The 23029-nt window shown below is 39.4% G+C and carries 28 protein-coding genes and 1 riboswitch; of the genes, 18 read left to right on the top strand and 10 right to left on the bottom strand.

Going from position 1 to position 23029, the window contains the following annotated elements; all coding sequences use genetic code 11:
• Positions 1–152 precede the first annotated feature (152 nt).
• From ACTWQB_RS09180 to ACTWQB_RS09170, 3 genes are read left to right on the top strand one after another with little or no spacing between them, the layout of a single operon-like run.
• Complete coding sequence (locus ACTWQB_RS09180; protein ID WP_443138891.1) at positions 153–1346, top strand: CynX/NimT family MFS transporter; 1194 nt, start codon at positions 153–155, stop codon at positions 1344–1346.
• Between the two features lie 13 nt (positions 1347–1359).
• Positions 1360–2178, top strand: coding sequence for a putative RNA methyltransferase (locus tag ACTWQB_RS09175; RefSeq protein ID WP_443138890.1), 819 nt, complete (start codon positions 1360–1362; stop codon positions 2176–2178).
• Between the two features lie 2 nt (positions 2179–2180).
• Complete coding sequence (locus ACTWQB_RS09170) at positions 2181–2915, top strand: hypothetical protein (RefSeq protein WP_443138889.1); 735 nt, start codon at positions 2181–2183, stop codon at positions 2913–2915.
• Positions 2916–2936: 21 nt separating this feature from the next.
• Here ACTWQB_RS09170 and ACTWQB_RS09165 read toward each other — a convergent pair whose 3' ends face one another.
• Entirely contained in the window at positions 2937–3176 is a 240-nt protein-coding gene (locus ACTWQB_RS09165) for a DUF362 domain-containing protein (RefSeq protein ID WP_443138888.1), read from the bottom strand.
• Positions 3177–3635: 459 nt separating this feature from the next.
• Between ACTWQB_RS09165 and ACTWQB_RS09160 the strand changes: the two genes are divergently transcribed.
• Positions 3636–3779: a hypothetical protein gene (locus tag ACTWQB_RS09160; RefSeq protein ID WP_443138887.1), complete on the top strand. Its 144-nt coding sequence runs from the start codon at positions 3636–3638 to the stop codon at positions 3777–3779.
• On the opposite strand, the gene ACTWQB_RS09155 is transcribed toward ACTWQB_RS09160, so the two are convergent.
• Positions 3773–4138, bottom strand: coding sequence for a VOC family protein (locus ACTWQB_RS09155; protein WP_443138886.1), 366 nt, complete (start codon positions 4136–4138; stop codon positions 3773–3775). The two genes, ACTWQB_RS09160 and ACTWQB_RS09155, sit on opposite strands and share 7 nt — an antisense overlap.
• A gap of 115 nt (positions 4139–4253) precedes the next feature.
• Here ACTWQB_RS09155 and ACTWQB_RS09150 point away from each other — a divergent pair, with 115 nt between their 5' ends.
• The 6 genes from ACTWQB_RS09150 (at position 4254) to trhO (ending at position 11187) form a co-directional block, all read left to right on the top strand.
• Positions 4254–5105, top strand: a complete 852-nt coding sequence (locus tag ACTWQB_RS09150) for an MBL fold metallo-hydrolase (protein WP_443138885.1) — start codon at positions 4254–4256, stop codon at positions 5103–5105.
• A 120-nt stretch (positions 5106–5225) separates the two neighbouring features.
• A riboswitch (SAM riboswitch) is annotated at positions 5226–5337 on the top strand.
• 97 nt (positions 5338–5434) lie between these two features.
• A complete protein-coding gene (gene metX / locus ACTWQB_RS09145) occupies positions 5435–6484 on the top strand; it encodes a homoserine O-acetyltransferase MetX (protein ID WP_443138884.1) in 1050 nt (349 codons plus the stop codon).
• Between the two features lie 22 nt (positions 6485–6506).
• Positions 6507–7823 (top strand): O-acetylhomoserine aminocarboxypropyltransferase/cysteine synthase family protein, encoded by a 1317-nt coding sequence (locus tag ACTWQB_RS09140; RefSeq protein WP_443138883.1) that lies wholly within the window; start codon positions 6507–6509, stop codon positions 7821–7823.
• Positions 7823–8809: a homoserine dehydrogenase gene (locus ACTWQB_RS09135; RefSeq protein ID WP_443138882.1), complete on the top strand. Its 987-nt coding sequence runs from the start codon at positions 7823–7825 to the stop codon at positions 8807–8809. The genes ACTWQB_RS09140 and ACTWQB_RS09135 overlap by 1 nt, the downstream gene beginning before the upstream one ends.
• A 155-nt stretch (positions 8810–8964) precedes the next feature.
• Positions 8965–9948 (top strand): nuclease-related domain-containing protein, encoded by a 984-nt coding sequence (locus ACTWQB_RS09130; protein ID WP_443138926.1) that lies wholly within the window; start codon positions 8965–8967, stop codon positions 9946–9948.
• 261 nt (positions 9949–10209) lie between these two features.
• The gene (trhO, locus tag ACTWQB_RS09125) at positions 10210–11187 is read left to right on the top strand and encodes an oxygen-dependent tRNA uridine(34) hydroxylase TrhO (protein ID WP_443138881.1); all 978 of its coding nucleotides are present in this window, start codon (positions 10210–10212) and stop codon (positions 11185–11187) included.
• 37 nt (positions 11188–11224) lie between these two features.
• Here the strand turns inward: trhO and ACTWQB_RS09120 are convergent, their stop codons facing one another.
• Together ACTWQB_RS09120 and ACTWQB_RS09115 are read right to left on the bottom strand one after the other, a co-directional pair.
• Entirely contained in the window at positions 11225–12637 is a 1413-nt protein-coding gene (locus ACTWQB_RS09120; protein WP_443138880.1) for a PH domain-containing protein, read from the bottom strand.
• Entirely contained in the window at positions 12630–13112 is a 483-nt protein-coding gene (locus tag ACTWQB_RS09115) for a PH domain-containing protein (RefSeq protein ID WP_443138879.1), read from the bottom strand. Before ACTWQB_RS09115 ends, ACTWQB_RS09120 begins: the two co-directional genes overlap by 8 nt.
• Before the next feature lie 124 nt (positions 13113–13236).
• Here ACTWQB_RS09115 and ACTWQB_RS09110 point away from each other — a divergent pair, with 124 nt between their 5' ends.
• A complete protein-coding gene (locus ACTWQB_RS09110) occupies positions 13237–13539 on the top strand; it encodes a hypothetical protein (RefSeq protein WP_443138878.1) in 303 nt (100 codons plus the stop codon).
• A gap of 28 nt (positions 13540–13567) precedes the next feature.
• On the opposite strand, the gene ACTWQB_RS09105 is transcribed toward ACTWQB_RS09110, so the two are convergent.
• The gene (locus ACTWQB_RS09105; RefSeq protein ID WP_443138877.1) at positions 13568–14791 is read right to left on the bottom strand and encodes an MFS transporter; all 1224 of its coding nucleotides are present in this window, start codon (positions 14789–14791) and stop codon (positions 13568–13570) included.
• Positions 14792–15010: 219 nt separating this feature from the next.
• Between ACTWQB_RS09105 and ACTWQB_RS09100 the strand changes: the two genes are divergently transcribed.
• From ACTWQB_RS09100 to ACTWQB_RS09085, 4 genes are all read left to right on the top strand, one after another.
• On the top strand, positions 15011–15358 hold the full coding sequence (locus ACTWQB_RS09100; protein WP_443138876.1) for a PadR family transcriptional regulator: 348 nt from the start codon (positions 15011–15013) through the stop codon (positions 15356–15358).
• Positions 15336–16010 carry a DUF1129 family protein gene (locus ACTWQB_RS09095; RefSeq protein ID WP_443138875.1) on the top strand — a complete coding sequence of 225 codons (675 nt, stop codon included), beginning with the start codon at positions 15336–15338 and terminating at the stop codon, positions 16008–16010. The genes ACTWQB_RS09100 and ACTWQB_RS09095 overlap by 23 nt, the downstream gene beginning before the upstream one ends.
• A gap of 77 nt (positions 16011–16087) precedes the next feature.
• Complete coding sequence (locus tag ACTWQB_RS09090; protein WP_443138874.1) at positions 16088–16735, top strand: SDR family oxidoreductase; 648 nt, start codon at positions 16088–16090, stop codon at positions 16733–16735.
• A gap of 15 nt (positions 16736–16750) precedes the next feature.
• Positions 16751–17203 carry a DinB family protein gene (locus ACTWQB_RS09085; protein ID WP_443138873.1) on the top strand — a complete coding sequence of 151 codons (453 nt, stop codon included), beginning with the start codon at positions 16751–16753 and terminating at the stop codon, positions 17201–17203.
• Between the two features lie 43 nt (positions 17204–17246).
• On the opposite strand, the gene ACTWQB_RS09080 is transcribed toward ACTWQB_RS09085, so the two are convergent.
• Positions 17247–17561, bottom strand: a complete 315-nt coding sequence (locus ACTWQB_RS09080; RefSeq protein WP_443138872.1) for a hypothetical protein — start codon at positions 17559–17561, stop codon at positions 17247–17249.
• A 43-nt stretch (positions 17562–17604) separates the two neighbouring features.
• Here ACTWQB_RS09080 and ACTWQB_RS09075 point away from each other — a divergent pair, with 43 nt between their 5' ends.
• On the top strand, positions 17605–17862 hold the full coding sequence (locus tag ACTWQB_RS09075) for a hypothetical protein (protein ID WP_443138871.1): 258 nt from the start codon (positions 17605–17607) through the stop codon (positions 17860–17862).
• On the opposite strand, the gene ACTWQB_RS09070 is transcribed toward ACTWQB_RS09075, so the two are convergent.
• Both ACTWQB_RS09070 and ACTWQB_RS09065 read right to left on the bottom strand, forming a co-directional pair.
• Positions 17829–18458: a hydrolase gene (locus tag ACTWQB_RS09070; RefSeq protein ID WP_443138870.1), complete on the bottom strand. Its 630-nt coding sequence runs from the start codon at positions 18456–18458 to the stop codon at positions 17829–17831. The genes ACTWQB_RS09075 and ACTWQB_RS09070 overlap by 34 nt on opposite strands.
• Positions 18459–18585: 127 nt before the next feature.
• Positions 18586–20139, bottom strand: a complete 1554-nt coding sequence (locus ACTWQB_RS09065) for a catalase (RefSeq protein ID WP_443138869.1) — start codon at positions 20137–20139, stop codon at positions 18586–18588.
• Between the two features lie 111 nt (positions 20140–20250).
• Between ACTWQB_RS09065 and ACTWQB_RS09060 the strand changes: the two genes are divergently transcribed.
• The gene (locus tag ACTWQB_RS09060) at positions 20251–20586 is read left to right on the top strand and encodes a DUF3888 domain-containing protein (RefSeq protein WP_443138868.1); all 336 of its coding nucleotides are present in this window, start codon (positions 20251–20253) and stop codon (positions 20584–20586) included.
• Between the two features lie 163 nt (positions 20587–20749).
• Positions 20750–21247 carry a GNAT family N-acetyltransferase gene (locus tag ACTWQB_RS09055; RefSeq protein WP_443138867.1) on the top strand — a complete coding sequence of 166 codons (498 nt, stop codon included), beginning with the start codon at positions 20750–20752 and terminating at the stop codon, positions 21245–21247.
• A gap of 31 nt (positions 21248–21278) precedes the next feature.
• Here the strand turns inward: ACTWQB_RS09055 and ACTWQB_RS09050 are convergent, their stop codons facing one another.
• The gene (locus tag ACTWQB_RS09050; RefSeq protein WP_443138866.1) at positions 21279–22376 is read right to left on the bottom strand and encodes a mechanosensitive ion channel family protein; all 1098 of its coding nucleotides are present in this window, start codon (positions 22374–22376) and stop codon (positions 21279–21281) included.
• A 29-nt stretch (positions 22377–22405) separates the two neighbouring features.
• The gene (locus ACTWQB_RS09045; RefSeq protein WP_443138865.1) at positions 22406–22912 is read right to left on the bottom strand and encodes a GNAT family N-acetyltransferase; all 507 of its coding nucleotides are present in this window, start codon (positions 22910–22912) and stop codon (positions 22406–22408) included.
• Positions 22913–23029: the final 117 nt, after the last annotated feature.

The following is a 23029-nucleotide window of genomic DNA, read 5'->3' as shown; positions in this document are numbered from 1 at the left end:
ACTCCCTCACCATGTTAAGTTTAATGTAACAACATTTTATAAAAGAACTCAAATTATATTGTCTCAGAATAAAAGATCAACGTTTCCAATAAAATCTAAATGTAAGTTCTTGTGATAAACTAATGACAAGAGATTAGAACGAGGGGAAACCTATGGTACTATATAATCAAAAACTTAAAAATGCGATATTAATAGCTGGTATTGTCTTTGTGGCGTTTAATTTAAGACCGTCAATCACGGCGGTAGGACCAGTCATCAGTGACATTCGCATGGACACTGGAATGTCTAACGGGGTAGCAGGTTTACTGACTACCGTACCTTTACTTGCCTTTGCTTTATTATCCCCATTAGCCCCGAAAATTGCTCAGCGTTTTGGTAATGAGTGGACGGTTTTTATGGGGTTAATTTTATTAGGCATTGGTATTACGATTAGGCCGACCACCATCGTTGGGCTTTTATTTTTCGGTACTTTATTAGTTGGTGCTGGGATTGCGGTTTGTAACGTGTTATTACCTGGCATTGTTAAAAATACGTTTGTAAAAGTCGGGTTAATTACAGGTGCTTATACGTTATCAATGAACTTTATGGCGAGCTTAGGTTCGGGCATTAGTGTGCCACTAGCGCACGGACTTAATCTTGGGTGGAAGAAAGGGCTGTTGTTCTGGGGGATTTTTACCGTCATTGCGTTAGTGGCTTGGATTCCTCAGCTTCGTAAAAAGGAACAAACCGATCAAGTGGTTAAACCGAACCCGGCAAAAGGGTCTTTATTAAAGTCTAAAATCGCCTGGCAGGTTACGTTATTCATGGGGCTTCAATCGTTTTTATTTTACTGTTTAATTGCTTGGTTACCAGAGATTCTGGTTAGTCGTGGACTTGATATTTCAACGGCTGGCTGGATGGTGTCTATCATGCAAATTGCGGGGCTTCCGACTGCGTTCTTAGCCCCGTATTTAGCCGACCGTTACCCAAATCAACGTGGAATTATTATTGTGCTAAGTACATCCTATATATTAGGGCTACTTTTATTACTGTTTGGAAGCAATATTTTTGTACTATCTCTTAGCATTTTGTTTGCAGGTGCATCTCAAGGGGCTAGCATTGCCTTATCGTTAGCGTTGTTGAGCTTGCGAGCAAGAGATGCCAAGCAAGCGGCTAATTTATCTGGTATGGCGCAATCAATTGGCTATTTATTAGCAGCGATTGGTCCATTTACGGTAGGGGTCATTTTCGACCTATTTAGTTCATGGACACCATCATTAGTTTTGTTTATTATCATTGCAACGGCTATGTTTATAGCGGGGCTCGGTGCAGGAAAAGATCGCTACGTAACACCAGAAGAGTCATAATGGAGTGTTTAAAATGAAAAAAATAGATCGCTTTAAATCCTATATGAAGGAGCATGAAAATTTATTAAGCTGTCCGATTTGCGGAGACTCAATGGATGTACAAGATCATCACGTGTTATGTCGTCAAAACCACTCTTTTGACATTGCGAAAAAGGGATATGTCAATATGATGACGCAACCTGTGCATACCAAGTATGATAAGGAGCTGTTTGAAGCGCGATATCAAATGATTCAGCATGGCCTGTACAAGCCATTGCATGAAAAAGTCGCTGAAATAGTAGGTGAGCGCCAGTCCGTAATCGATTTAGGGTGCGGAGAAGGCTCTCACTTGACTGACATCACGAGGTTGACTGAGCGACAGACAATTAAAGCAGGACTTGATATAGCAAAAGAGGGAGTTATGACGGCTGCTAAGTATCACCAAGATACAATCTGGTGTGTTGGTGATTTAGCAAAGGTTCCGTTTAAACAGGCAAGCTTTGATGTGGTGCTGAATATATTATCACCAGCCAATTATCAGGAGTTTAAACGATTGTTATCAGATGATGGAATCGTTATTAAAGTCATTCCGAATAGCGGGTATTTGAAAGAACTGAGGGAGGCTTTCTACGATGGTGATGACTTTGATAACCAAGATACGAAGGACCGTTTTAAAGAGAGCATGCATGAGATTGATGAGTACCGAGTGACTTATCAGAAACCATTATCATCTGAACTACTCCCGTTGTTATTAAAAATGACGCCATTAACATGGAATATAGAGGAACCAGTTGAACTTGATATAACAGAAGTAACAGTGGATCTAGACGTTTTAGTTGGCAAAGGGGAATAATCGTGAAACAAATTTATGCATATGAAGATGTGAGTGATTATCAGAAATACGAGAATGTGACAAAGAAGCTGATTGAGCAACTAAGGCCATATCAATCTAAGTTACAAGCGGACTCTCTATTAAATGATTTACCAAAAGGGATTGTCTGGACAACTTCAGAGCTTGCGACAACAACTTTTTCGCAAATTCCCATTCCAGCTTTTACGAACAGAGATTTAATATACATCTCGCCAGATTTAGATGAGTGGAAACAGCTTTTCTTAAAGCAATTAGAAGGTCAGGATTTACCGGGAATTCGTCATTATTATGAAACCATATCAGCCAAGCATGTGTTGGCGATTTTAGCACATGAATTAACACATCATATCGATCTATTTCCGGATGAGTTTGATGACGAGCGACATGATAGTATTTGGTTTGAAGAGGGGATGTGCGAGTATTTGCCCCGAAAGTATTTATTCACTGATGAAGAGTTCAAACAATTTGTAAACATTGAACGTAAACTAGTGGAAGTTTTTGAGAATCGATATGGGGGTCATTCCTTGGATGATTTCGGTGCTAAATCATATGAGGGAAGTTTAACGAGTATAATGTATGATTATTGGCGCAGCTTTTTAGCCGTTAAGCAATTAGTCGATCAACACAACGGAAAAGTGAGGGCTGTGCTTGATCAATACAATGAATGGCATCAATCTGGGAGACAAATGCCATTGAAGGAGTATTTTTCAATAAAATAAAAAAAGCCGCCTAGTAGCGGCTTATTTATTTCCAAAAAACTCTTCTGCTTCTTTTAGAAATTTTTCTTCCCCAGGCATGAGCTCAAAATCTTCCACGATGGCTGCAACTGGACATACAGATACACACGCACCGCAGTTGATACATACATCAGGGTCTATGTAAAATTGATCCTTGCCTTCTTCGATGCAATCCACAGGGCACACTTCAACGCACTCTGCTGCTTTTTCCGATTGGCAAGGACTTGTAATGACAAACGCCATAGTTGTTCCTCCTTTTTTACCTTCACTTACAACGATAATCATTTGATGAAGGTCTTGTCAAAGGATTAAACTATGGTAATTCGTACATTTTTGTTAACCACCTGACATCCGCACGGTTAAAATCTATAAAAATTAATATTATAAAACAAGCAGTTAATAGAATTGTTAGTCTCAGAATAACTGTTCAATTTGGTAGGGTGAAAGGTGTATTCCCTGAGTGATGAGTATCGCTAACCGTATCCTCCAACATGGCCCATTCATGATCCCTCTCATTTTCGTGAAATTAGTTGGTCCTAACACTGGAGCTATGAAAAAAGATCCTTTCACTGAGCTAACAACTGCTTATTCAAAGGGGCTTAACAATATGTTTAGCCCTTTTGTTTTACATAAATAACACTTACAATCTAGAAAATTTTGTAATATAATACTATTAAGCTTGTTGATAAGAGGTGTTTCAGAATGAATAAAAAACAAAGGGAACCTAAAGATCGTAAGGACCGTTCTGGCTATGTAGATGCAATTTTGGCAATCCCAGAATTATTTATAATTCCATTTCGTTTTTTAATCCGTGGAGTTGTTAGTTTTTTTAAGTCTCTCTATTGACACACCATTAAAAAATTGCCATCTAAATCTTTAAAAACAAAAAATTGATCAAATTGAACGTCGGTAACTAATTCCACCCCATTTTCCTTCATAAATGAATATGACTCATGGATATCATCTGTAGCAAACTGGATTACGGGAGCTTTTAGAGTTGGTAATAAGTCACCTTCTTCACGCCATGCAGGCATGGAGTCTAGTATTATTCCTGTTCCTTCAGTTTTTGCCACGAACAAGTGCCCTTGATGAAATTCGCCTTCACTTAATCCAAGATATTTAGAATACCATTCTTGTGCCTGTACAACGTCATTTACTGGGATAAACACCACATTCACTTTATTTTTTATAGGACTTTTAATCATTTTAATTCCTCCTTCAGTAATACTTCATTCTACATAAATACAATTTTTTCCTTGTTATAATACTTAAATAAAATTCGTTCATACTAAAGTGTAGGATTAAAAGGAGGTTATCAGCATGGATCAAGACATGAATTACGGAGAAGATTATAAGTTCATCCCCGCTACGTCCATTTCGAGTGGTGCTGGTATGCAATTGCTACCAGATGTATATTGTCATACGATTCAAATTGTGAATATCGCATTAGTTGGTGAACAAGAACATTTTGTATTAGTGGATGCAGGTATGCCACACTCATCAGACGGTATTATAAACATTGTAGAGGAACGTTTCGGTGATAATGCTAAGCCAGAGACGATTGTGTTGACGCACGGACATTTTGATCATGTTGGAGCAATAATCGAGCTTGTTGAACATTGGGATATTCCAGTATATGCACACCGGTTAGAAATCCCGTACTTAACGGGAAGACAGAGGTATCCTGAACCTGACTCAACGGTTGAAGGTGGAATGGTCGCTAAGATGTCGCCGTTTTTTCCAAATGAACCAATTAATCTAGGGGACCATGTTCAGCCATTGCCTAATGATGGGACAGTTCCTTTTATGGATGGTTTCAATTGGGTACACACACCGGGCCATACCCCTGGGCATGTGTCATTTTTTAGAGATGAAGATGGAGCACTTATTGTAGGGGATGCGTTTGTGACAGTTAAACAGGAAAACTTATTTGATGTTATGACACAAGATAAAGAGATTAGTGGGCCTCCAAGGTATTTAACAACGGATTGGAAAGCTGCCAAGGAGTCGGTTCGTAAACTTTCGCAGCTTCACCCTACTATTGCTGTGACAGGGCACGGTGCTCCTATGGTTGGTGAAGAGTTAACAAATAACTTGAACAAGCTTGTTCGTGAATTCGATCAAATAGCAAAACCTGACCATGGAAAATATGTGGATCCTGATGTTCATTAATCATTATTTTATTGTCATATAGAAATTGTCCTCGACATAATATTTTGTATATCTATTGTTGACAAGAATATGTTACCGTGCTAAGATATCAATTAATTCAAAATTAAATAAAATTTTCAACTCTTATCTAGAGTGGCTGAGGGACTGGCCCGACGACGCCCGGCAACCTTCAAACAACGGTTTGAAAGGTGCTAATTCCTGCAAAGCAAATGTGTGCTTTGAGAGATGAGAGGGACCATTATATTAAGGTGTCGTATATACTGGCCTCTCTGCTCAAAGCAGGGAGGCTTTTTTAGTTGATTAAAAATGTTACGGAAGGAGGGATGGTGATGGGAAATTTGATCTCATACCAAACAGATACTATTTCCATTCCCAATTTTAGTTTAGAAAGTGGAGAGCATTTTGAGGAAGTGCAATTAGCCTATGAACGCTGTGGGCCTGAGGAGGCGCCAGTAATTTTAATTTGCCACGCGCTGACAGGAAATCAATACGCAGTTGGTACAGATTCAGAGCCAGGTTGGTGGCGAGGGTTAGTTCAAGAAGGTGGCTACATCGATTTAAGAGCTTATCAAGTTATAACGTTTAACGTTTTAGGAGGTTGCGATGGGTCCACGGGGCCGGGTTCAATTGGGCCAAATGGTGAATCATACCAGGAACATTTTCCAAAATTAACGGTTCGTGATTTGGTTGAAGTCCAGTTCGTGGCATTAAACATGTTAGGAATTAATCATTTGAAGGCTGTTATTGGAGGGTCACTTGGAGGGATGCAGGTTCTAGAATGGGGTCTGATGTATCCAGATTTCATGGATGCGATTTTCCCAATTGCAGTTACTCCGACATTTAGTGATTATGCGATTGCGTTTAACTATATTGCTAAGCAGGCGATTGTTTATGATTTGCAAGATGGTGATCATCCGGAAAAAGGTTTGAGCTTAGCTCGAATGGTTGGCATGGTTACGTATCGTTCGCACGACTTGTTTAGTAAGCGTTTTGCAAGAAGTGAAATTGATGGGGACTTTGATGTTGAATCTTACTTGAATCATCAAGGCGAGAAACTAGCGAAGCGATTTAATCCATATAGCTATATAAGGTTACTGGAAGTCATGAATAGCCATGATATTGCTCGGAATCGTGGTAGTTATCAGGGAGTAATTCAAAAGTATCGAGCTCCGGTATTCGCGTTAGGGTTTAATAACGATTTGTTGTACCCAGCAAGCGAACTCAATAGGTTTGTAACAGACATTCAAGATGCTGGAGGATATGCTGAATTTCTAGAAGTTAAAACGATTTTTGGGCACGATGGGTTTTTAGTGGAGTTTGAAAAGTGGGGCCCATTTATTCAAGAGAAATTATCATCATTAACGGCAAAGGCCGTTTAAATACAAAAAGGGAGCGATTATAATGAGCGAGAAAAATTACAGATTAGAAACAGTGAGTATTCATGGAGGATTAGAGGCAGACCCAGCAACAGGTTCACGTGCTTTACCAATTTACCAAACCAATTCTTATAAGTTTAATGATACTGAGCATGCAGCTGATTTATTCGCTTTAAAAGAGCAAGGCTTTATTTACACGCGTATAGGAAATCCAACGGTAGGCGCATTAGAGGAGCGAGTTGCTCAGTTAGAAGGTGGAATTGGAGCGTTAGCATTATCAAGTGGAATGGCGGCGATTTCTACAGCCATTTTCAATATTGCAGAAGTTGGTGATGAAATCGTATCAGCGTCAACACTATATGGTGGTACGTACAATCTATTCTCAACAACATTACCGAAGCACGGGATAACAACGCATTTTGTTGATCCAAAAGATCCTGAGAATTTCAAGGAAGCGATCACACCTAAGACGAAAGCTATTTTCGCTGAAACGATTGGAAATCCAGGTCTGACAGTGCTAGATATAGAACGTGTAGCAGAAATTGCACATGAAGCAGGATTGCCATTAATTATCGATAATACATTTGCAACGCCATATTTATGCCGTCCCATCGACTTCGGAGCAGATATTGTCGTACACTCCGCAACGAAGTGGTTAGGTGGGAACGGTACAACATTAGGTGGCATCATTGTTGATGGAGGCAAGTTTAATTGGAACACAGAAAAATTCCCTGGATTTACGCAGCCAGACCCAAGTTATAACGGGATTGTGTATGCTGAGGCGTTACCTGAAGCGGCGTTTATCACAAAAGCGCGCGTGCAGTTACTTCGTGATACAGGTGCGGCACTAAGCCCATATAATGCATTCCAGATTGCACTTGGCATCGAGACGTTACATGTTCGTTTAAAAGAGCATGTCGCTAACGCGCGTAAGGTTGTTGAGTATTTAGAGGCCCATCCTGGAGTGGATTGGGTGTTATATCCTGAACAAGAGAGTCATCATTCTTCTGAACTTGTGAAAAAGTATTTACCTAAAGGCGCTGGATCTGTTGTAGTATTCGGCATCAAAGGTGGGCGTGAAGCAGGGGCAAAGGTTATCAACAATGTTGAGTTATGGTCACATTTGGCGAATGTGGGTGATGCGAAAAGTTTAATCATTCACCCTGCAAGCACAACCCATCAGCAGTTAAGTGACGAAGAAATCAAATCGACAGGCGTCACAGAAGATCTCATTCGTTTGTCAGTTGGAATTGAGCATATCGATGATTTACTGGCTGACTTGGAGCAAGCGATCTTCACGGCAACAGGTGAATCATCTAAGCAGGAAACTGTGAAGGCATAATGGGTTCAATCAAAGTCGCTATACTAGGTTTTGGCACTGTAGGAAGTGGCGTTTATGAGTTGATTGAGGCACAACAGGAGCGTTTGATTCAGTTGACTGGTCGCCGAGTCGAGGTTGTGGCTGTCTTGGTGGAGGATGTAAGTCGACAACGTGACGTTAGACCTGACGTGCTTGTGACAGATGATTTTGAAGACATTTTACGGTTGCCGGAGTTGGATGTAGTGTTTGAAGCGATTGTCGGTGTGGAGCCTGGGTTTACGCACTTAAAGAAGGCGATTGAATCTGGCGTTCAAGTGGTCACCGCGAATAAAGAGCTTTTTGCCCATAAAGGAATTGAGCTTAGAGAGCTTGCTGAAGAGTGCGACGTTCAGGTTGGCTTTGAAGCAACAGTGGCGGGAGGCGTGCCAATTATTGGCGCCCTCACACAGTTGCTCCGAATGAACCGAATCGTCAAGGTTGAAGCAATTTTGAATGGCACATCGAACTATATGTTAACCAAAATGCGAGAAGAGCAAATGACGATTGATGAAGCGTTGAGCGAGGCACAAGCCTTAGGTTACGCAGAAGCTGACCCAACGAATGATATTGAGGGATTTGATGCACTGTTTAAGGTTGTGATTTTGTCAGAGTTATTAACTGAAGTTAAAGTTGACTGGAATCAGGTGCGATGTTCAGGGATTAGTAATTTAACTTCAGGTGACATCAATCACGCATCGACACGTGGCGAGCGAATCAAGCATGTCGGAAGACTTTTGATTGATGAGGAAGGGCAGGTTGAAGCGGAAGTTAGGCCTGTGTCTGTGGATGAAGCTCATAAATTGTATTCCATTGAAGGAGTCGATAACGGAGTTGTGGTGACAGCCGATTTGGTCGGGGAATTAGTTTTCCAAGGACCTGGAGCTGGTAAGTACCCAACAGCAAGCGTCATGATTGAGGATTTAGTCTTAATTTCTAAGTCCATTAAAAAAACTGCAGTTAGTAGGTGAAAAAGCGTCCGCGGACGCTTTTTTACATCTTGATTTCCTGGAAAGATTTTATAAAATATTAATTAACTATATTAGAAGGAGGTTTTATATATTTGATCTTGAAAGACCATTCCCACTCACCTTTCCACCTTCAGCTTGAAGCACTTGACGGAAGGGTGCTACCTCAGCATTCAAATTACAAGAAGTACGAAAAATCACTTTACCAAGAACGCTCCGGCTATTTCGGAGAACGCGCCCTCGACTACCCACTTAAGAAAATCCAATTTCCCCATTTTGTGACTCACCACACCCGGCTTGAAGTCAACCACGTAAACTTTCAGATGGACACCAACCTATGGACACCGAGATATAACCTAATTATTGAAGCGAAAGACTATACGGGCCACATCTCATTAAGGGATGGATTCAACCAGATCGTTCAACAAAAAGAAGTCGCGGGACAGAAGGTAACGAACGTGTACGATGATCCCGTTTTGCAAGTCGAGGAACAAAAACTACAACTAGAATTATGGCTAGAAACACAAGGGCTACCTGTCCTCCCGATTGAGACTCTTGTCGTCATGACGAATCCCCGCGTCATTTTAAATGCCACACAGAACTCCATTTACCAAGAAAAAGTCATTCCCTTAAGTAAACTTTCATCTAAATTAAGAGAAATTAATCAACATTATAATCACGAGCACTTAACACTTGCTGAAACCCGGCGGCTAGCCAGCTTCGTCGCAAGCCAACACCAGCCATGGAAGCCAGACGTATTCCATAGATTAGGCCTCGGACCAGGCGAAATTAGGCGAGGCGTCCGCTGCCCAAGCTGCCGAACCCTCCCAATGAAATGGGAACGCCTACGGTTTGAATGTTCCGAATGTGGACTGCGCTCCGCCGACGCTTACATAGGCGCATTGAAGGAATTTTTCTTACTTTATGGAGATCAGATTACCAATCGACAGTTTAGGTGGTGGACTGGGGTGGAGTCGCCAAGAACCGCAAATGCAATGCTCAAAAGAGCTAAATTGATAAAAGTAGGTGATAACAAAAAAACTTTTTATAGACTGAGTTACGATTACGAAAACGATTTTAATGATTTCACTACTAATAAGAAACCTGCAGGTAAATTTAAAAAACATGCAGGTATTTTTTAAAAACCTACAGGTAAATCAAAAAAACATACAGGTAAAACTGAAAAACTTGCAGGTAAATCAAAAAAACATGTTGATAAATCTCTTAAACCTGCAGGTAAAGCCGTATTCAAATATGTCAAAACCCGTCCTCAGACGGGTTTTCCCCTTCAAACAAGATTTCCCAATTGCAAATCGCCTTGATATATTGTAAAATTTATCTTTGGAAAAAATCATTCTACGTACTTATACGTAAGAAAATTCAATTATGAGGTGGTTTTATTTATGGGAGATAAAACTTATCGCGTATTGCTGTATTATAAGTACGTTCATATCGACAATCCAGAAGAATTGACGAAAGAACATCTGAAATTCTGTAAGGATGTAGGTCTTAAGGGACGTATTTTAATCGCGGAAGAAGGTATTAATGGTACGGTGTCTGGTACCATTGAACAAACAGACAAATACATGGAAGAGCTTCGTCGTGATCCGCGCTTCAAGGATATTGAGTTTAAGATCGATGAAGCGGATGGGCACGCGTTTAAGAAGATGCATGTGCGTCATCGTCCGGAGATTGTGAGTCTTCGTTTAGAAGATGATATTGATCCGAACGAACTTACCGGTAACTACCTTGAGCCTAAAGAGTTCAAGAAGTTATTAGAAGATGAGAATACAATTGTGTTGGATGCGCGTAACGACTATGAGTATGACTTAGGTCATTTCCGTGGTGCGATTCGCCCTGACATTAAGACGTTCAAAGAGCTTCCAGATTGGGTAAAAGAAAATAAGGACATGCTTGAAGGTAAGCGTATTTTGACTTACTGCACAGGTGGTATTCGCTGTGAGAAATTCTCTGGTTGGTTGAAGCGTGAAGGTTTTGAAGACGTTAATCAACTACATGGTGGAATTGCGACGTACGGTAAAGATCCGGAAGTTCAAGGTGAGCTTTGGGATGGTCAAATGTACGTGTTCGATGAACGTATCAGCGTTCCGGTTAATCAAAAGGAACACGTTGTTGTTGGTCGCGATTACTTCACGGGTGAACCTTGTGAGCGCTATGTAAACTGCGCGAACCCTGAGTGTAACAAGCAGATCCTATGCTCTGAAGAAAATGAACATTTCTTCATGCGTGGCTGCACACATGAATGCCGTACAGCTGAACGCAACCTTTACATTGAAGAAAACGAGCTAACTGAAGAAGATGTTCAAGAGCGTTTAGATAAAATTGAACAGTATTATGCTGAACAAAAACAAGAAGCTTAAATATAGAAAATCCACACGTCGCAACGTGTGGATTTTTTTACTTCTCAAACCAATTCACAATCTCATCATGATCTCGTTGATCGAGTTCTTTAATCCATAAGTGCCGCCCTGCCTGTTTGCTTAATATAGAAAACTTCATACTAATCAAGCCTTGCTTGCGATGCAATAGGTGGTGGATCATTTCAGTGACTTGAATTCGTTTGCGCTGCATAATAACCGTATCTTTACTTAAAATTCGATGTCTAACACATAGGAAATCGCCTTGCACTCCATAACCCGCATCACGGAACCGTAAAAATCCTAACACAGCACTGGCCACCAAAATAATGACGCCTAACACCCATAGCGATTGGAAAAAGATAAGCGCCACGACTAATAAAACCACTGGAATCACTAATGCACGAATTAAATAATAAGGTAAAGCACGTTTCGGTACACGGTTAAAAACATCTGGCTGTGATTGATATTCTGGTAAAATATCAACTAAGAAACTCTCAATATTCCGCTTACGAATAATTGGAAACAATAACGTATGAGCATCAGCTGTTCTGCCAATCTCTCCACCTGCGATCACAACATAGATCGTCGCTAGGCCTAATGGTTGGCGAATAATACTTTCCTCAACCCCAACAGCTTGGATGCGTTTTAACGGAATGGTCATTTGTTTTTTCTCTAACAAACCTCGTGTAATAAACAATTCATCTTCATATCTAGTAATTTTAAAATCACCATATTTAATAAGCGATCCTAAAATCCCTAAACCCCACAATATAATGAAAACGACCAAAGCAATAATTACTAGCGTTTCAATAGCTTGAGAAAGGAACCATCGAGTCGTTGCATCATAAAAATCTTCGGGGATAATATTCTCAACCTGACTAAACACAACCCCAAATAAACTTAAGATGACTCCGATACTTCCAGATGTCGCTCCTGCCAGTAAGAGTTCTCGCTTGCTGATGGTGCGACTTGGATATGTAAGTTGATCAGAAGTCGTTTCAGCAGCCTCCTCATTCGCTTCTTTTAGCGTATCTTGAATTCTAATTCCTTCATCGTATGTAACCGCACTTAAGTTGGCATCCACATCTTTATCGTTACCGGCCGTTTCAACATTCACTTTCGTTAATCCGAATGGTCTATGAAAAATTCCTTGTGTTAAGTCAATTGATTGAATGCGATTTCTCGATATATAACGGTCCTTTCGAATAATGACCCCGTGCTTGATATGGATTTGGTCAGGAGACACTTCATATGTGAACCGTAACCACGATAGAATACCAAATATAATAAATAAGACAGTCACCCCTAATAACCCTAACAAGACAAACTTAAAGTAACCATCACCGATCGCCAGAACAGAAAATGTTACAACTAAGTAAAATGCTTTTCGAAACAATTTAAAAACATTAAACACAATAGCAAGAGGACTTAGACGTTTAGGGTTAGACATCATCCTGTTCCACCCTTGCTAATTCTGAAATTAAATCTCTTAATTCAGTCGCTTCATGCTCACGTAATGCTGGAATTTCATGAGTCGTCGCAGCTGTCGTTATGGTCAAAGTGGCTAGTCTATATTTTGATAAAATAGGCCCTTGCTTTGTGTCAACATGTTGTACACGAATCATCGGAATCAATGTCTGTGTGACAATTAGAATTCCATGCTGAATGTAAATCTCTTCATTGATGACCTCATACCTCCATCTGCGCCAGCGTATTTTGGGGATTACAAATGGAGTTATAATGAAATCTATTAATGTGATCATCGTTAATAATGCTGGTATCCATATCGATAAAAAATTAAAAGCATAATAGCCGTACCAAGCTACTCCACTTAATACAAGTGGTATAATCGAAAATAATAGAGCAGTCAGGCGCCAGGCCTTAATCGCATCCCTGGCAATTCGTTGCTTTGGTGGTTGTCGCATCATCATCGTCCTTTATGTAAAAGTTCCACTTTCCATTGTAACAAAATATTCCAACGAATGAACCACAGTTTTCTGAAACTAGGCAATTTCTAAATCGTATTAATCAATAAGGGGGCAATTTGTTATGAAGAAGTTTATCCTGAAGTTGCTAATTTTTATGACAGTTCTTTATTGGATCTCATATATGATTTATTCATTTACAGAGTTTCAGTTAGTGAACATAGTATTTGTCACCGGAGTCGTCAGTTGTTTCTTTACATATGGGGGAAGAGTCTCATCGTTAGGGGAGGGAGTCGCCACCACAGGAACAGTGGGAGGATATGTGCCAAGTACAAAAGTCAATAAATTTACAGGAGCAATTAGTCCATATTTTTTAGGTGCTATCCTCACAGCCTTATCGTCATTTGTTTTAATGATGTTTATGTAAAAAAAGTGCCCACTACAGGCACTTTTTCCTAAATCATCTTCATGGTTTCTTTCATGCGGATGGCTCTAAGTCCTGCAAGTAACGGAAGAATAGCTACTAAACCAATGGCCCATTCAACATTGAGTAAGTCTGTGAATATCCCTGCGAATAGTGCACCGAACGCATAGCCACTATCTCTCCAGAAACGGTAGTATCCTAGCGAAGTGGCGCGCCATTTAGGGTGTGAGGCATCGCCAACACCTGCGATAATCGTTGGGTAAACCATGGCGGTTCCAATTCCAAGAATAATAGCCGCTGTCATCCATAACGTGAATGTATCAACTAATAAAAACATCCATAACGCTAAAGCCTGAATGATCATGCCACTCACGATTAACCCTTTTCTCCCGATGCGATCACTCCAAATCCCTGTGAACAACTGGAAGAACCCCCATGCGGCTGGATAAGCGGCCACAACAGCGCCGACCTGGCCAACCGTTAGGCCACCAGCAGTTAGGAAGACGGGGAATAGTCCCCATGCCATACCGTCTTTTAAGTTTGTTGATAGCCCTGCAAAACTTAGAGTCGATAGCTCGCGATCTTTATAAGTTGTTTTCTTAAACACTTCTTTGGCGTCAAAATCTTCTTCCTCATCACCATCATGACTGTCCGACTGTGCTTGAACATGTTTTTCCGTGTCTTGCGCAAACAAGGATAGAATAAAGCCGATTACAACAATTCCAATTCCAAGGTAGAAAGGCTCTGGTCGAATCGACGTTTGGGATGCGACATAACCAGAAATCGCAGCCATTAGTCCAACACCGATATACCCTGCAAATTCATTGAATCCAACGGCAATCCCGCGCTGATTCCCACGTGCCAAATCAATTTTCATATTTAACGTCATCGACCAAGTCAAGCCCTGGTTGATACCTAGCAAGATATTTGCAAAAACAATCACCCACCAAGCATGAGCGACGATGACAAGGATTGGAACTAATAGACCGATTCCCCAACCGACAAGTAAAACCTCACGACGGCCAAATCGATCTGCCAATCCTCCTGCAAAGAAGTTCATCGCCGCTTTAGAAAAACCGAAGCTCACAATGAATGATAACGCAGCACTTGCAGAGGCAAGACCGAAATGACTCTCGCCAACCATTGGTAAGACTGTACGTTCAAGTCCGACCATGAAACCTACAAATAAATTAATAAAAACAAGTAACGTAAATTGAATAATATTTTGTTTAATCCCAATTTGTGTCTGACTCATAGTGCAACTCCTTTTAATCAATCCAATACTATTGTAAAGATGTTTGGCTAAAAAGTCATTTAACATAATTAAAAAGGTGTTGATTTTAAATAAAAATAGTGTAAGATAAAAAGGTAAGCTGCTTTGTATTACAAGATAGCTGTTTTTTTATGTTAGCTATTAGGTTATACAAGGTACTCTTTTAGATGTGCTATATGGCATTGCAAGGTAGGTGAAAAAATGGCAATTAGAAGTCAGTTATTAAAGGGAATCTTAGAAGGTTGTATCTTAGCAACAATAGAAAAAGAGCCTGTATATGGCTACGAATTATCTGTTAAATTACAAGAATTTGAACTAGAAGTTAGCGAAGGATCAATATACCCAATTTTATTAAGGTTACAGAAAGAAAAGTTAATTAGAGGTCAAATGGAAAAATCACCAAGTGGTCCTAATAGAAAATATTATTACTTAACAACAGAAGGCCAAAAATCACTTGAAGAGTTTAGGCAAAACTGGGCATGGATTAAGAAGCCTGTTGATCAAATTTTAGAAAAGGGGAGAGACGATGAACACAAAACAGTTGATTAAGGAAAATAATCAAAAGCGAAAGCTATTAACTAAAGGAAACAAAGAGTATTATGAAGACATGCTAGTTTACATTAGGCTTGCTTATGATAAATCCGAGGAGGAAACAGAAGAGGTATTAGCCGAGATGCTAGACCATTTACTAATTGCACAAGAAGAAGGAAAAACCGCCGAAGATATTTTCGGTAATGATAAAAAAACCTACGCTGATGAAATAATTGATGAATTACCCAAGATGTTAACTAAAAATCAACTATCACTTATGTTCATGGGAATATTTTTCTTTCTTGCAACGGCTTTAGGAGCATCAGGGTTATTTGATACGATTGCTTACCATTTATTTAACTTTGACTCTTTGTATAAGACCTATTACTTAGGTACTGAAAGCGTCAACTTTGTTTTATCGATTATCTTTTCTCTATTATTCTTAGTGCTGATTTTACAATTTCTAAAGTGGACCTCCATAAAGAATCTTAATTCAGTAGTAGAATTTTTAATAACGTGGATGATCGGGGTTATGACCTTTGGAGTCTTTTTCTTAATATATTATTTTATGCCTGAGTTTGGCTATACCTACCAATTGCCTGCTTATATAAAAATCATAATTGGTGCAGGGTTCGCGTTAATTGGATATATAATTTATAAACTCCGTTAATCATCTCTTTTGATAAGAAAAAGGTTTTATGAAATACTTTTTATATAGGTTCTAACTTTGAAGAAGGAGCTGATTAAATGAAAGTATTAGTTGTTGGAGCAAACGGACAAATTGGAAAACAAGCAACAGAGATGCTACAAGAAGGAAACGACCATCACGTTAGAGCAATGGTGCGTAAGGAAGATCAGCTTAATGAATTTAAGGAAAAAGGAATCGAAGCAGTATTAGCAGATTTAGAAGGCCCAGTCGATCAGTTGGCGCAAGCTGCTGAAGGTTGTGACGCAGTGATTTTTGCAGCTGGTTCAGGTGGGAAAACAGGAGCCGATAAAACATTGCTCATCGATTTAGATGGTGCCGTTAAAATGGTGGAAGCTGCTGAAAAAGCCGGAGTTGAGCGTTTCTTAATGGTGAGTGCGCTTCAAGCTCATAACCGTGAGAACTGGAACGAGAAGATCCGCCATTATTATGTCGCCAAGCATTATGCAGATAAAGCTTTAGAAGAAAGTTCGCTTAATCATACAATCGTCCGCCCAGGTGGATTATTAAATGAAGAAGGAACAGGTAAAGTGCGCGTTGCAGAAGACCTACCGGAACGTGCAACTATTCCTAGAGAAGACGTGGCGCGAGTGTTAGTCGCTGCTTTAAATGAAGAAAAAACGTTTAACCGTGGATTTGATTTACTATCCGGGGAATACTCTATCGAAGAAGCATTAAAAAGCCTATAATTAGGAGGTTAAATCATGTCTAAAGTACAAGAATTTCTAACAGATTGGCTAAACCATCGAGAAAAGCTAGAGTTATTATTAGAACAAATAGATGATGAACATGTTCACTACAAACCGTGGGATGGTGGCATGTCATTAGGGACAATGGCACTTCATATCGCATTAGCAGGTGATATGTTTGCAGACATGGTGAAGACGGAAAAAATGGAAGCGCCAGAGATGCCAGAGTTTGAAAATATGAAAGACGTTCGAGAAAAAGTAAAAGAATTAACCGATCGTACGAAAAAGAAAATTGCCGATATGACCGATGAAGAAATCGGAAAAGAAAACGAAGCTGAACTGTCTCAAATGAAAGGCCCCAAATATAACTACCTAAAAGCGATGTATGAACACGAGATTCATCACAAAGGGCAGTTATTTATTTACGCGCGAATGATCGGCGTTAAAGAAGTTCCGTTTTTTAGATAAAAAGTAGAGCACACCCTGTTGAACGGGGTGTGCTCTATTAATTCTATATTAAGAGCATGATTTGTCCAAGGAGGGGTAAGATCTCGCCGAACTGGGTTGAGTTCTCGCCGAAAAGAGTCAAAATTTCGCCGAAGTGAAGCAAGATCTCGCCGAAGTGTGTTGAGTTCTCGCCAAAGCGAGGCATAATCTCGCCAAAGTAAGGCATGATTTCGCCGAAGTGAGGCACAATCTCGCCGAAGTGAGGCACAATCTCGCCGAAGTGAAGCAAGATCTCGCCGAAGTAAGGCATGATTTCGCCAAGAGGGACGAATTCTCGCCAACACAAATCATAATCCTCTATATCACCATTTTTAATCATGAATCACCCCGTTTTTGCACAGACTACCTTTGAGGTGATTGCCATGCACATTGATGGTAAAATTATTTCTGGTGAATATGATCAACAAAACCATGAATTTTCCATCACAAGCGTTAAGCATTTGACGACTGAATCCACGATCACAGAAGATGAGCTTGGTTTGCTACATGATTATTTATTAGCTCACGCAAGTGATGGAGGACAGATTCTGTCGTTGAATGACCAGATTCTGATTAAGCTCAATCAAGATGAGGTTCAGCAAGTGCTTCACGACTTAGATGACATTAAGAAATTGTTCTGATTAATTTTCAAGATACTTTTTTGAATAGATGTTTCGACGTAACCGAGTAACTGGTCTAAGGTAAATACTTGTAGGTCTTCGTATAAATCAGGTTCTTTGTAATCGATATCTTTAATTATGTATGGGATAAATGTTCGAATATCTTCAGTTTTGACTTCATCAACTTTGGACTCTACTTCAGCTTCATCAAAGATGTTTTTGATGGTTTCCTTTAAATTATAATGTTTAAGTAGTTTTGCGTTTAGTACTTGAAAATCGTTGTGATAACGATAGAAAATGTCATCATCGTGATCCAGTCGATTTTTTAACCACGATAAAGCGAAGCCATTCAACCAGTTCTCATCGGCAATCAGGTGAGTATAGTACCCAAGTAAAAATGGGTGATTTAACTGATGCTTATATTTTTCTGTAAAAAGGTCTATTTCTATTACTTTTGAAAAATCGTCCATTCTTCCTTTGTAAAAATGGGAAGTGTCTTTGTCTGTCAGATTGGCATCGGCAGCAATTCCACCAATGATAAAGGAGTTTAAATCTTTTACTTCAAAGTATTTTCCTACTTGATGCGCAATTATGGCATGCATCATTCTGGAGCCCATAAGTTATTCCCCCTGTAAAATATTTCTATAATTAATTCTACAGTAAATTCTGTAATCTTTCTACACTATAACGTTGGATAATTTTACCTAAAAATAAAGCCAACCGTCGCAACGGCTGGCGTACATATTAATATGGGTCTGACACATGTCCCATTGTTTCTGCGTCATGCACAGCTTCTTCTTTTTCATTGTTGGTATCCATTTTCTCTAAGCCTTCTTTCACTCGTCTACCGTATTCCTCGTCTGCTTGTGTGAAGTTTTCGATCATCTTATCTTGAATTGGCTTACGGCACTGAGAAAGGGCTCCAACTAAGTTGTTAATTAAGTCGTCACGTTCCCAGTCATTAAGGCGGCGATATGTTTCACCTGCTTGTCCGAAATTATTTTGACGTTCAATTGGCTCACGGACAATATGGCCTTCGACATGTGGTGTGTTTTCCACACCTGGATTCTTAGCCTCCTTTAATCCATTAAGGGTAGATGGCTCATAGTTAATGTGAGGATTCTTCTCTTCTGCGTAATCCATACGGAAATCCATCTGCCCGCCATTTTGATTCGTCACAACTCGTTTGATTGGGCTGTTAATCGGTAATTGTAGATAGTTCGGTCCAACACGGTAACGTTGCGTATCAGAGTACGAATAAGTACGGCCTTGTAAAAGCTTATCATCTGAGAAGTCTAGTCCGTCTACAAGTACACCAGTTCCAAACGCAACTTGCTCAACCTCAGCATGGTAGTTTTCAGGATTCTTGTTTAAGACCATTTTACCAACTTTATGCCAAGGGAACTGATCCTTATACCACAACTTCGTCGGATCTAACGGGTCAAAGTCAAGCTCGGGATGCTCGTGATCCTCCATGATTTGGACATAAAGCTCCCATTCAGGATAATTTCCATCTTCAATGGCTTCATATAAATCTTGTGTAGCATGGTTAAAGTTCATGCCTTGAATTTTATTCGCTTCAGCTTGTGTTAAGTTCTTGATTCCTTGGATAGGCTCCCAATGGTATTTAACTAGTACTGTTTTCCCTTCTTTATTCACCCAACGGTAGGCGTGAACACCAGAACCCTGCATTTGACGATAGTTGGCAGGAATTCCCCAAGGTGAAAACAAAAACGTAATCATATGAGTCGCCTCTGGTGATGCACTAATAAAGTCGAACTGACGCTCCGGGTCCTGTATGTTTGTCACTGGGTCAGGGAAGAACGAGTGTACAAAATCTGGGAATTTCAAAGGGTCACGAATGAAAAATATTTTTAAGTTATTCCCAACTAAATCCCAGTTCCCGTCTTCTGTGTAAAATTTCACCGCAAACCCACGCGGATCACGCAACGTCTCTGGTGAGTGTTTCCCGTGGTTTACCGTTGAGAAACGAACGAATACAGGTGTGCGTTTTCCTTTTTCAAATACCTTAGCGCGTGTATATGTCGATATGGGCTCGCCATCTACCTCACCATATGACTCGAAATAACCATGAGCCCCAGCCCCACGTGCGTGCACAATCCGCTCAGGAATTTTTTCACGGTCGAAGTGACTAATTTTTTCTAAAAAATCATAGTTTTCAAGCACAAGTGGGCCACGGTTACCAACGGATCGCGTGTTTTGGTTATCGGTAACAGGATGGCCCTGTTGATTCGTCATTTCTTGCTTATTCTCTTTGTCTTTAGGATGTTCTCTCATCTGAATTCCTCCTTTCACATTCAGATGTTATTTTTACCTATATAAGTAAAATCATTCGGTATTCATAAAAAATGAAAATTGGTTCAGTTTACATAGTAAGAGGTGATTTAGATGAAGAAGATCATATTGATTGTCGGAATAATACTTTTTTCGATTAATGGCAAGCTTGCTGCAGAAGCTAATTTAGAAGAAAACTTAATCTTGGAATTATTAACGCCATATGTACAAGAAGCTATTGAAGAATTCTATGGACAAACGAGGGATTATGAACAAGAGAATATTGTAGAGTTGAAAAAAATAGAGGATTGCCAAGGCTGTTTTTTAGCAACGGTCGAAGTGCAAACGCAAATCCAAAGTCTAGATCCACCCTATGTAACAGATCGGATTACAATCGATGTGCGTAACGGTAATGTGACAGTGGTAGATTACGTTCACAAGAGTGAGTAATATTTTTTTATGGTGAAAAATTCTGATATATGGGGAAAAATTTAAATTTATGGGGAAAAATTCTGATATATGGGGAAAAAATCAAATTTATGGGGAAATTTTCAGATTTATGGGGAATTCGAACTCCACTTTAGTATAATAGACAAAAAGTGGAGGGGTCCTCATGCAAATCAGACAAGCCCGAGTAGAAGATGCTAAAAGTTTGGCCAAGGCAATCTTAGACGTTGAGTCAGAAAGTGAATATATGCTTTACGGTGCAGGCGAACGCAACTGGTCTACAGAGATTCAAGAAAAAATGATTAACGCATTTAACGAGAAGAAAAGACACAATATCTTTGTCGCGCAAAAAGATAATGACATATTGGGTTATCTGATTATTCAAGGTGGTGCTACTGAGAAAAATAAGCATTCTGCTTCTATTGTGATTGGAGTTAAGGAAGAGGCTCAGGGACAGGGTGTTGGAACACAGCTGTTTGAGAAAATGGAGGAATGGGCGAGAAGTGTAGACCTTCACAGACTAGAGCTAACGGTGATTGTTGAAAATATAGCTGCTTGCAACCTTTATAAGAAAATGGGTTTTGAAGTAGAAGGTACAAAAAGGGACTCTTTAAAGTTAGGCGAACGATTTGTAGATGAGTATTATCTGGCAAAATTGATATAAAAACACGCGGGGCATGAAGCCCCCACGTGTTTTATTCTTCTTTTTCATTTGTAATCGTTGCGTTTCCGTTATCCATATAAATGGTGCGCGATGGGAAGGCAATGGATACACCTTCTTCATCGAGAATCTCCATAATCCTAAAATTAACATCTTGTTTTACATTTAAGAACTTTTCCCATTCTGTTGTAATCGTGAAAAAGTATAAGAAGATATCAAGGCTACTGTCATTATATTTGTCAAACTTCACAAAGATTGTCTCCTTATGAACTCCATCATGGTTCACAAGCATATCATTAATGCGTTCGACAACGGTTTCCAGCTTTTCTTTTGGCGTACTATATTCAACGCCAAGATTAAATGTAATTTGACGTTTCCCCATTTTGCTCCAGTTTGTAATGGCCTCATTCGATAAAGTAGAGTTTGGCACCGTTACTAGAGCTTGAGCAAACGTACGTACAATGGTACTTCTGAAATTAATATCCTCAACAGTACCTTCAACTGTCGAAGTTTTAATCCAGTCTCCCAAAGTAAATGGCTTTTCAGTAATAATCACAATCCCACCGAAGAAGTTTTTAATTACTTCTTGAGCTGCTAGTGCAAATGCAAGACCACCTAGACCAAGACCCGCGACAAATCCATTAACGTCAAAGCCAAATTGTGAAAGGACTAAGCTTACAGTAATCGCAACAATAATAATCCTTAGTGCCTTTGAAAAAAACGGAATTAAAATCTGATCAACTTCAAGCCCCACACCGTCGTTCAACTTCATAAATAGAAGAGAAGACGTTGAAGATAAATTATAAAGTCCCCAAGCGATTAAGATAATTAGAGAAGCGAGGATTAAGTTTTTAAACCAATCACTTTCATTGCTTAAGTACGGAAAAAAGTCTACCGCTATGTACAACCCGATGATCACAAATAACCATCGGATTGGTTTTTCATATGCATCAAGTATCTGTCTTATTAAATCGGTCTTATCACGATTGAACAAGCGTCTAATGAAATAAAACACATATTTAGTAAATGCTTTTCTAAGAATATGAAATAAAAGTAAAATACCGATTGCGATTCCAATGTCAATCCAATTATCCACACTAATATATTGCCAAAGCTTCCAATTAATCTCCATGTTCTTGACTCCTTCTAATGTTAAGAAAGCTAGATTTGAGGAAGAGCCTCCCAACCGTAAATCGCTTCGTTAACGGTTTGACCTTCTAAATCAACTTGAACACAGTCAATTTTTTGTGCTCCTAAATTTTCGTAAAAAGTACAGAAAGAATCTTCTTCAAAAATCGAAATCATGAGTGAAGTGATATTATGCTGCTTGAGATCATCTAATAAAGTTCTTATTAGCATTCTACCCAAACCGAGGTTTTGATAGTCTTTTAAAATATGCAATGCATAAATTTCACCCTGATAGTCCTCATACTGAGACATCCGATTAATCCCACCATGAACAAATCCAACTATTTCACTGTGGTCATTCTCTACTACCCATACTTTATCATTCAGAAGGATCTTTTTCCAGAGGTTTTCTCGTTCTCTGTAACTTAAATCTTCTAACAACTTAATTGGAAGTACACGTTGATAATTATTCAACCAACAATCGACATGAACTTTGGCAATTCCACTATAATCGGATAAAATCGCTTCTCTAATTAACATGGTGACACTCCTTTTTGTTGTTTTACTGTATATATACCCAAGTTATTTTACAAAATATCAAAAAATATTACATAATTCCTATAATTTATTACAAAGTCCTATTAATCTATTACGTTC

Origin of the sequence: Piscibacillus sp. B03 (assembly GCF_052246295.1) — a bacterium.
Lineage (GTDB): Bacteria > Bacillota > Bacilli > Bacillales > Alkalibacillaceae > Piscibacillus.
The sequence above is the reverse complement of the archived record's forward strand: the minus strand, read 5'-3'. Positions and strand labels throughout refer to the sequence as shown.

What these genes read in the sequence shown, in the direction of transcription:
- trhO (WP_443138881.1), top strand. Translation starts at nt 10,210, where the DNA reads ATGGGAGATAAAACTTATCGCGTATTGCTGTATTATAAGTACGTTCAT.
- ACTWQB_RS09120 (WP_443138880.1), bottom strand. Translation starts at nt 12,637, where the DNA reads ATGTCTAACCCTAAACGTCTAAGTCCTCTTGCTATTGTGTTTAATGTT.
- ACTWQB_RS09095 (WP_443138875.1), top strand. Translation starts at nt 15,336, where the DNA reads ATGAACACAAAACAGTTGATTAAGGAAAATAATCAAAAGCGAAAGCTA.
- ACTWQB_RS09140 (WP_443138883.1), top strand. Translation starts at nt 6,507, where the DNA reads ATGAGCGAGAAAAATTACAGATTAGAAACAGTGAGTATTCATGGAGGA.
- ACTWQB_RS09065 (WP_443138869.1), bottom strand. Translation starts at nt 20,139, where the DNA reads ATGAGAGAACATCCTAAAGACAAAGAGAATAAGCAAGAAATGACGAAT.
- ACTWQB_RS09070 (WP_443138870.1), bottom strand. Translation starts at nt 18,458, where the DNA reads ATGGGCTCCAGAATGATGCATGCCATAATTGCGCATCAAGTAGGAAAA.
- ACTWQB_RS09150 (WP_443138885.1), top strand. Translation starts at nt 4,254, where the DNA reads ATGGATCAAGACATGAATTACGGAGAAGATTATAAGTTCATCCCCGCT.
- ACTWQB_RS09115 (WP_443138879.1), bottom strand. Translation starts at nt 13,112, where the DNA reads ATGCGACAACCACCAAAGCAACGAATTGCCAGGGATGCGATTAAGGCC.
- ACTWQB_RS09160 (WP_443138887.1), top strand. Translation starts at nt 3,636, where the DNA reads ATGAATAAAAAACAAAGGGAACCTAAAGATCGTAAGGACCGTTCTGGC.
- ACTWQB_RS09175 (WP_443138890.1), top strand. Translation starts at nt 1,360, where the DNA reads ATGAAAAAAATAGATCGCTTTAAATCCTATATGAAGGAGCATGAAAAT.
- ACTWQB_RS09110 (WP_443138878.1), top strand. Translation starts at nt 13,237, where the DNA reads ATGAAGAAGTTTATCCTGAAGTTGCTAATTTTTATGACAGTTCTTTAT.
- ACTWQB_RS09155 (WP_443138886.1), bottom strand. Translation starts at nt 4,138, where the DNA reads ATGATTAAAAGTCCTATAAAAAATAAAGTGAATGTGGTGTTTATCCCA.
- ACTWQB_RS09135 (WP_443138882.1), top strand. Translation starts at nt 7,823, where the DNA reads ATGGGTTCAATCAAAGTCGCTATACTAGGTTTTGGCACTGTAGGAAGT.
- ACTWQB_RS09090 (WP_443138874.1), top strand. Translation starts at nt 16,088, where the DNA reads ATGAAAGTATTAGTTGTTGGAGCAAACGGACAAATTGGAAAACAAGCA.
- ACTWQB_RS09045 (WP_443138865.1), bottom strand. Translation starts at nt 22,912, where the DNA reads ATGTTAATTAGAGAAGCGATTTTATCCGATTATAGTGGAATTGCCAAA.
- ACTWQB_RS09050 (WP_443138866.1), bottom strand. Translation starts at nt 22,376, where the DNA reads ATGGAGATTAATTGGAAGCTTTGGCAATATATTAGTGTGGATAATTGG.
- ACTWQB_RS09075 (WP_443138871.1), top strand. Translation starts at nt 17,605, where the DNA reads ATGCACATTGATGGTAAAATTATTTCTGGTGAATATGATCAACAAAAC.
- ACTWQB_RS09055 (WP_443138867.1), top strand. Translation starts at nt 20,750, where the DNA reads ATGCAAATCAGACAAGCCCGAGTAGAAGATGCTAAAAGTTTGGCCAAG.
- ACTWQB_RS09165 (WP_443138888.1), bottom strand. Translation starts at nt 3,176, where the DNA reads ATGGCGTTTGTCATTACAAGTCCTTGCCAATCGGAAAAAGCAGCAGAG.
- ACTWQB_RS09080 (WP_443138872.1), bottom strand. Translation starts at nt 17,561, where the DNA reads ATGATTAAAAATGGTGATATAGAGGATTATGATTTGTGTTGGCGAGAA.
- ACTWQB_RS09180 (WP_443138891.1), top strand. Translation starts at nt 153, where the DNA reads ATGGTACTATATAATCAAAAACTTAAAAATGCGATATTAATAGCTGGT.
- ACTWQB_RS09085 (WP_443138873.1), top strand. Translation starts at nt 16,751, where the DNA reads ATGTCTAAAGTACAAGAATTTCTAACAGATTGGCTAAACCATCGAGAA.
- ACTWQB_RS09105 (WP_443138877.1), bottom strand. Translation starts at nt 14,791, where the DNA reads ATGAGTCAGACACAAATTGGGATTAAACAAAATATTATTCAATTTACG.
- ACTWQB_RS09060 (WP_443138868.1), top strand. Translation starts at nt 20,251, where the DNA reads ATGAAGAAGATCATATTGATTGTCGGAATAATACTTTTTTCGATTAAT.
- ACTWQB_RS09100 (WP_443138876.1), top strand. Translation starts at nt 15,011, where the DNA reads ATGGCAATTAGAAGTCAGTTATTAAAGGGAATCTTAGAAGGTTGTATC.
- metX (WP_443138884.1), top strand. Translation starts at nt 5,435, where the DNA reads ATGGGAAATTTGATCTCATACCAAACAGATACTATTTCCATTCCCAAT.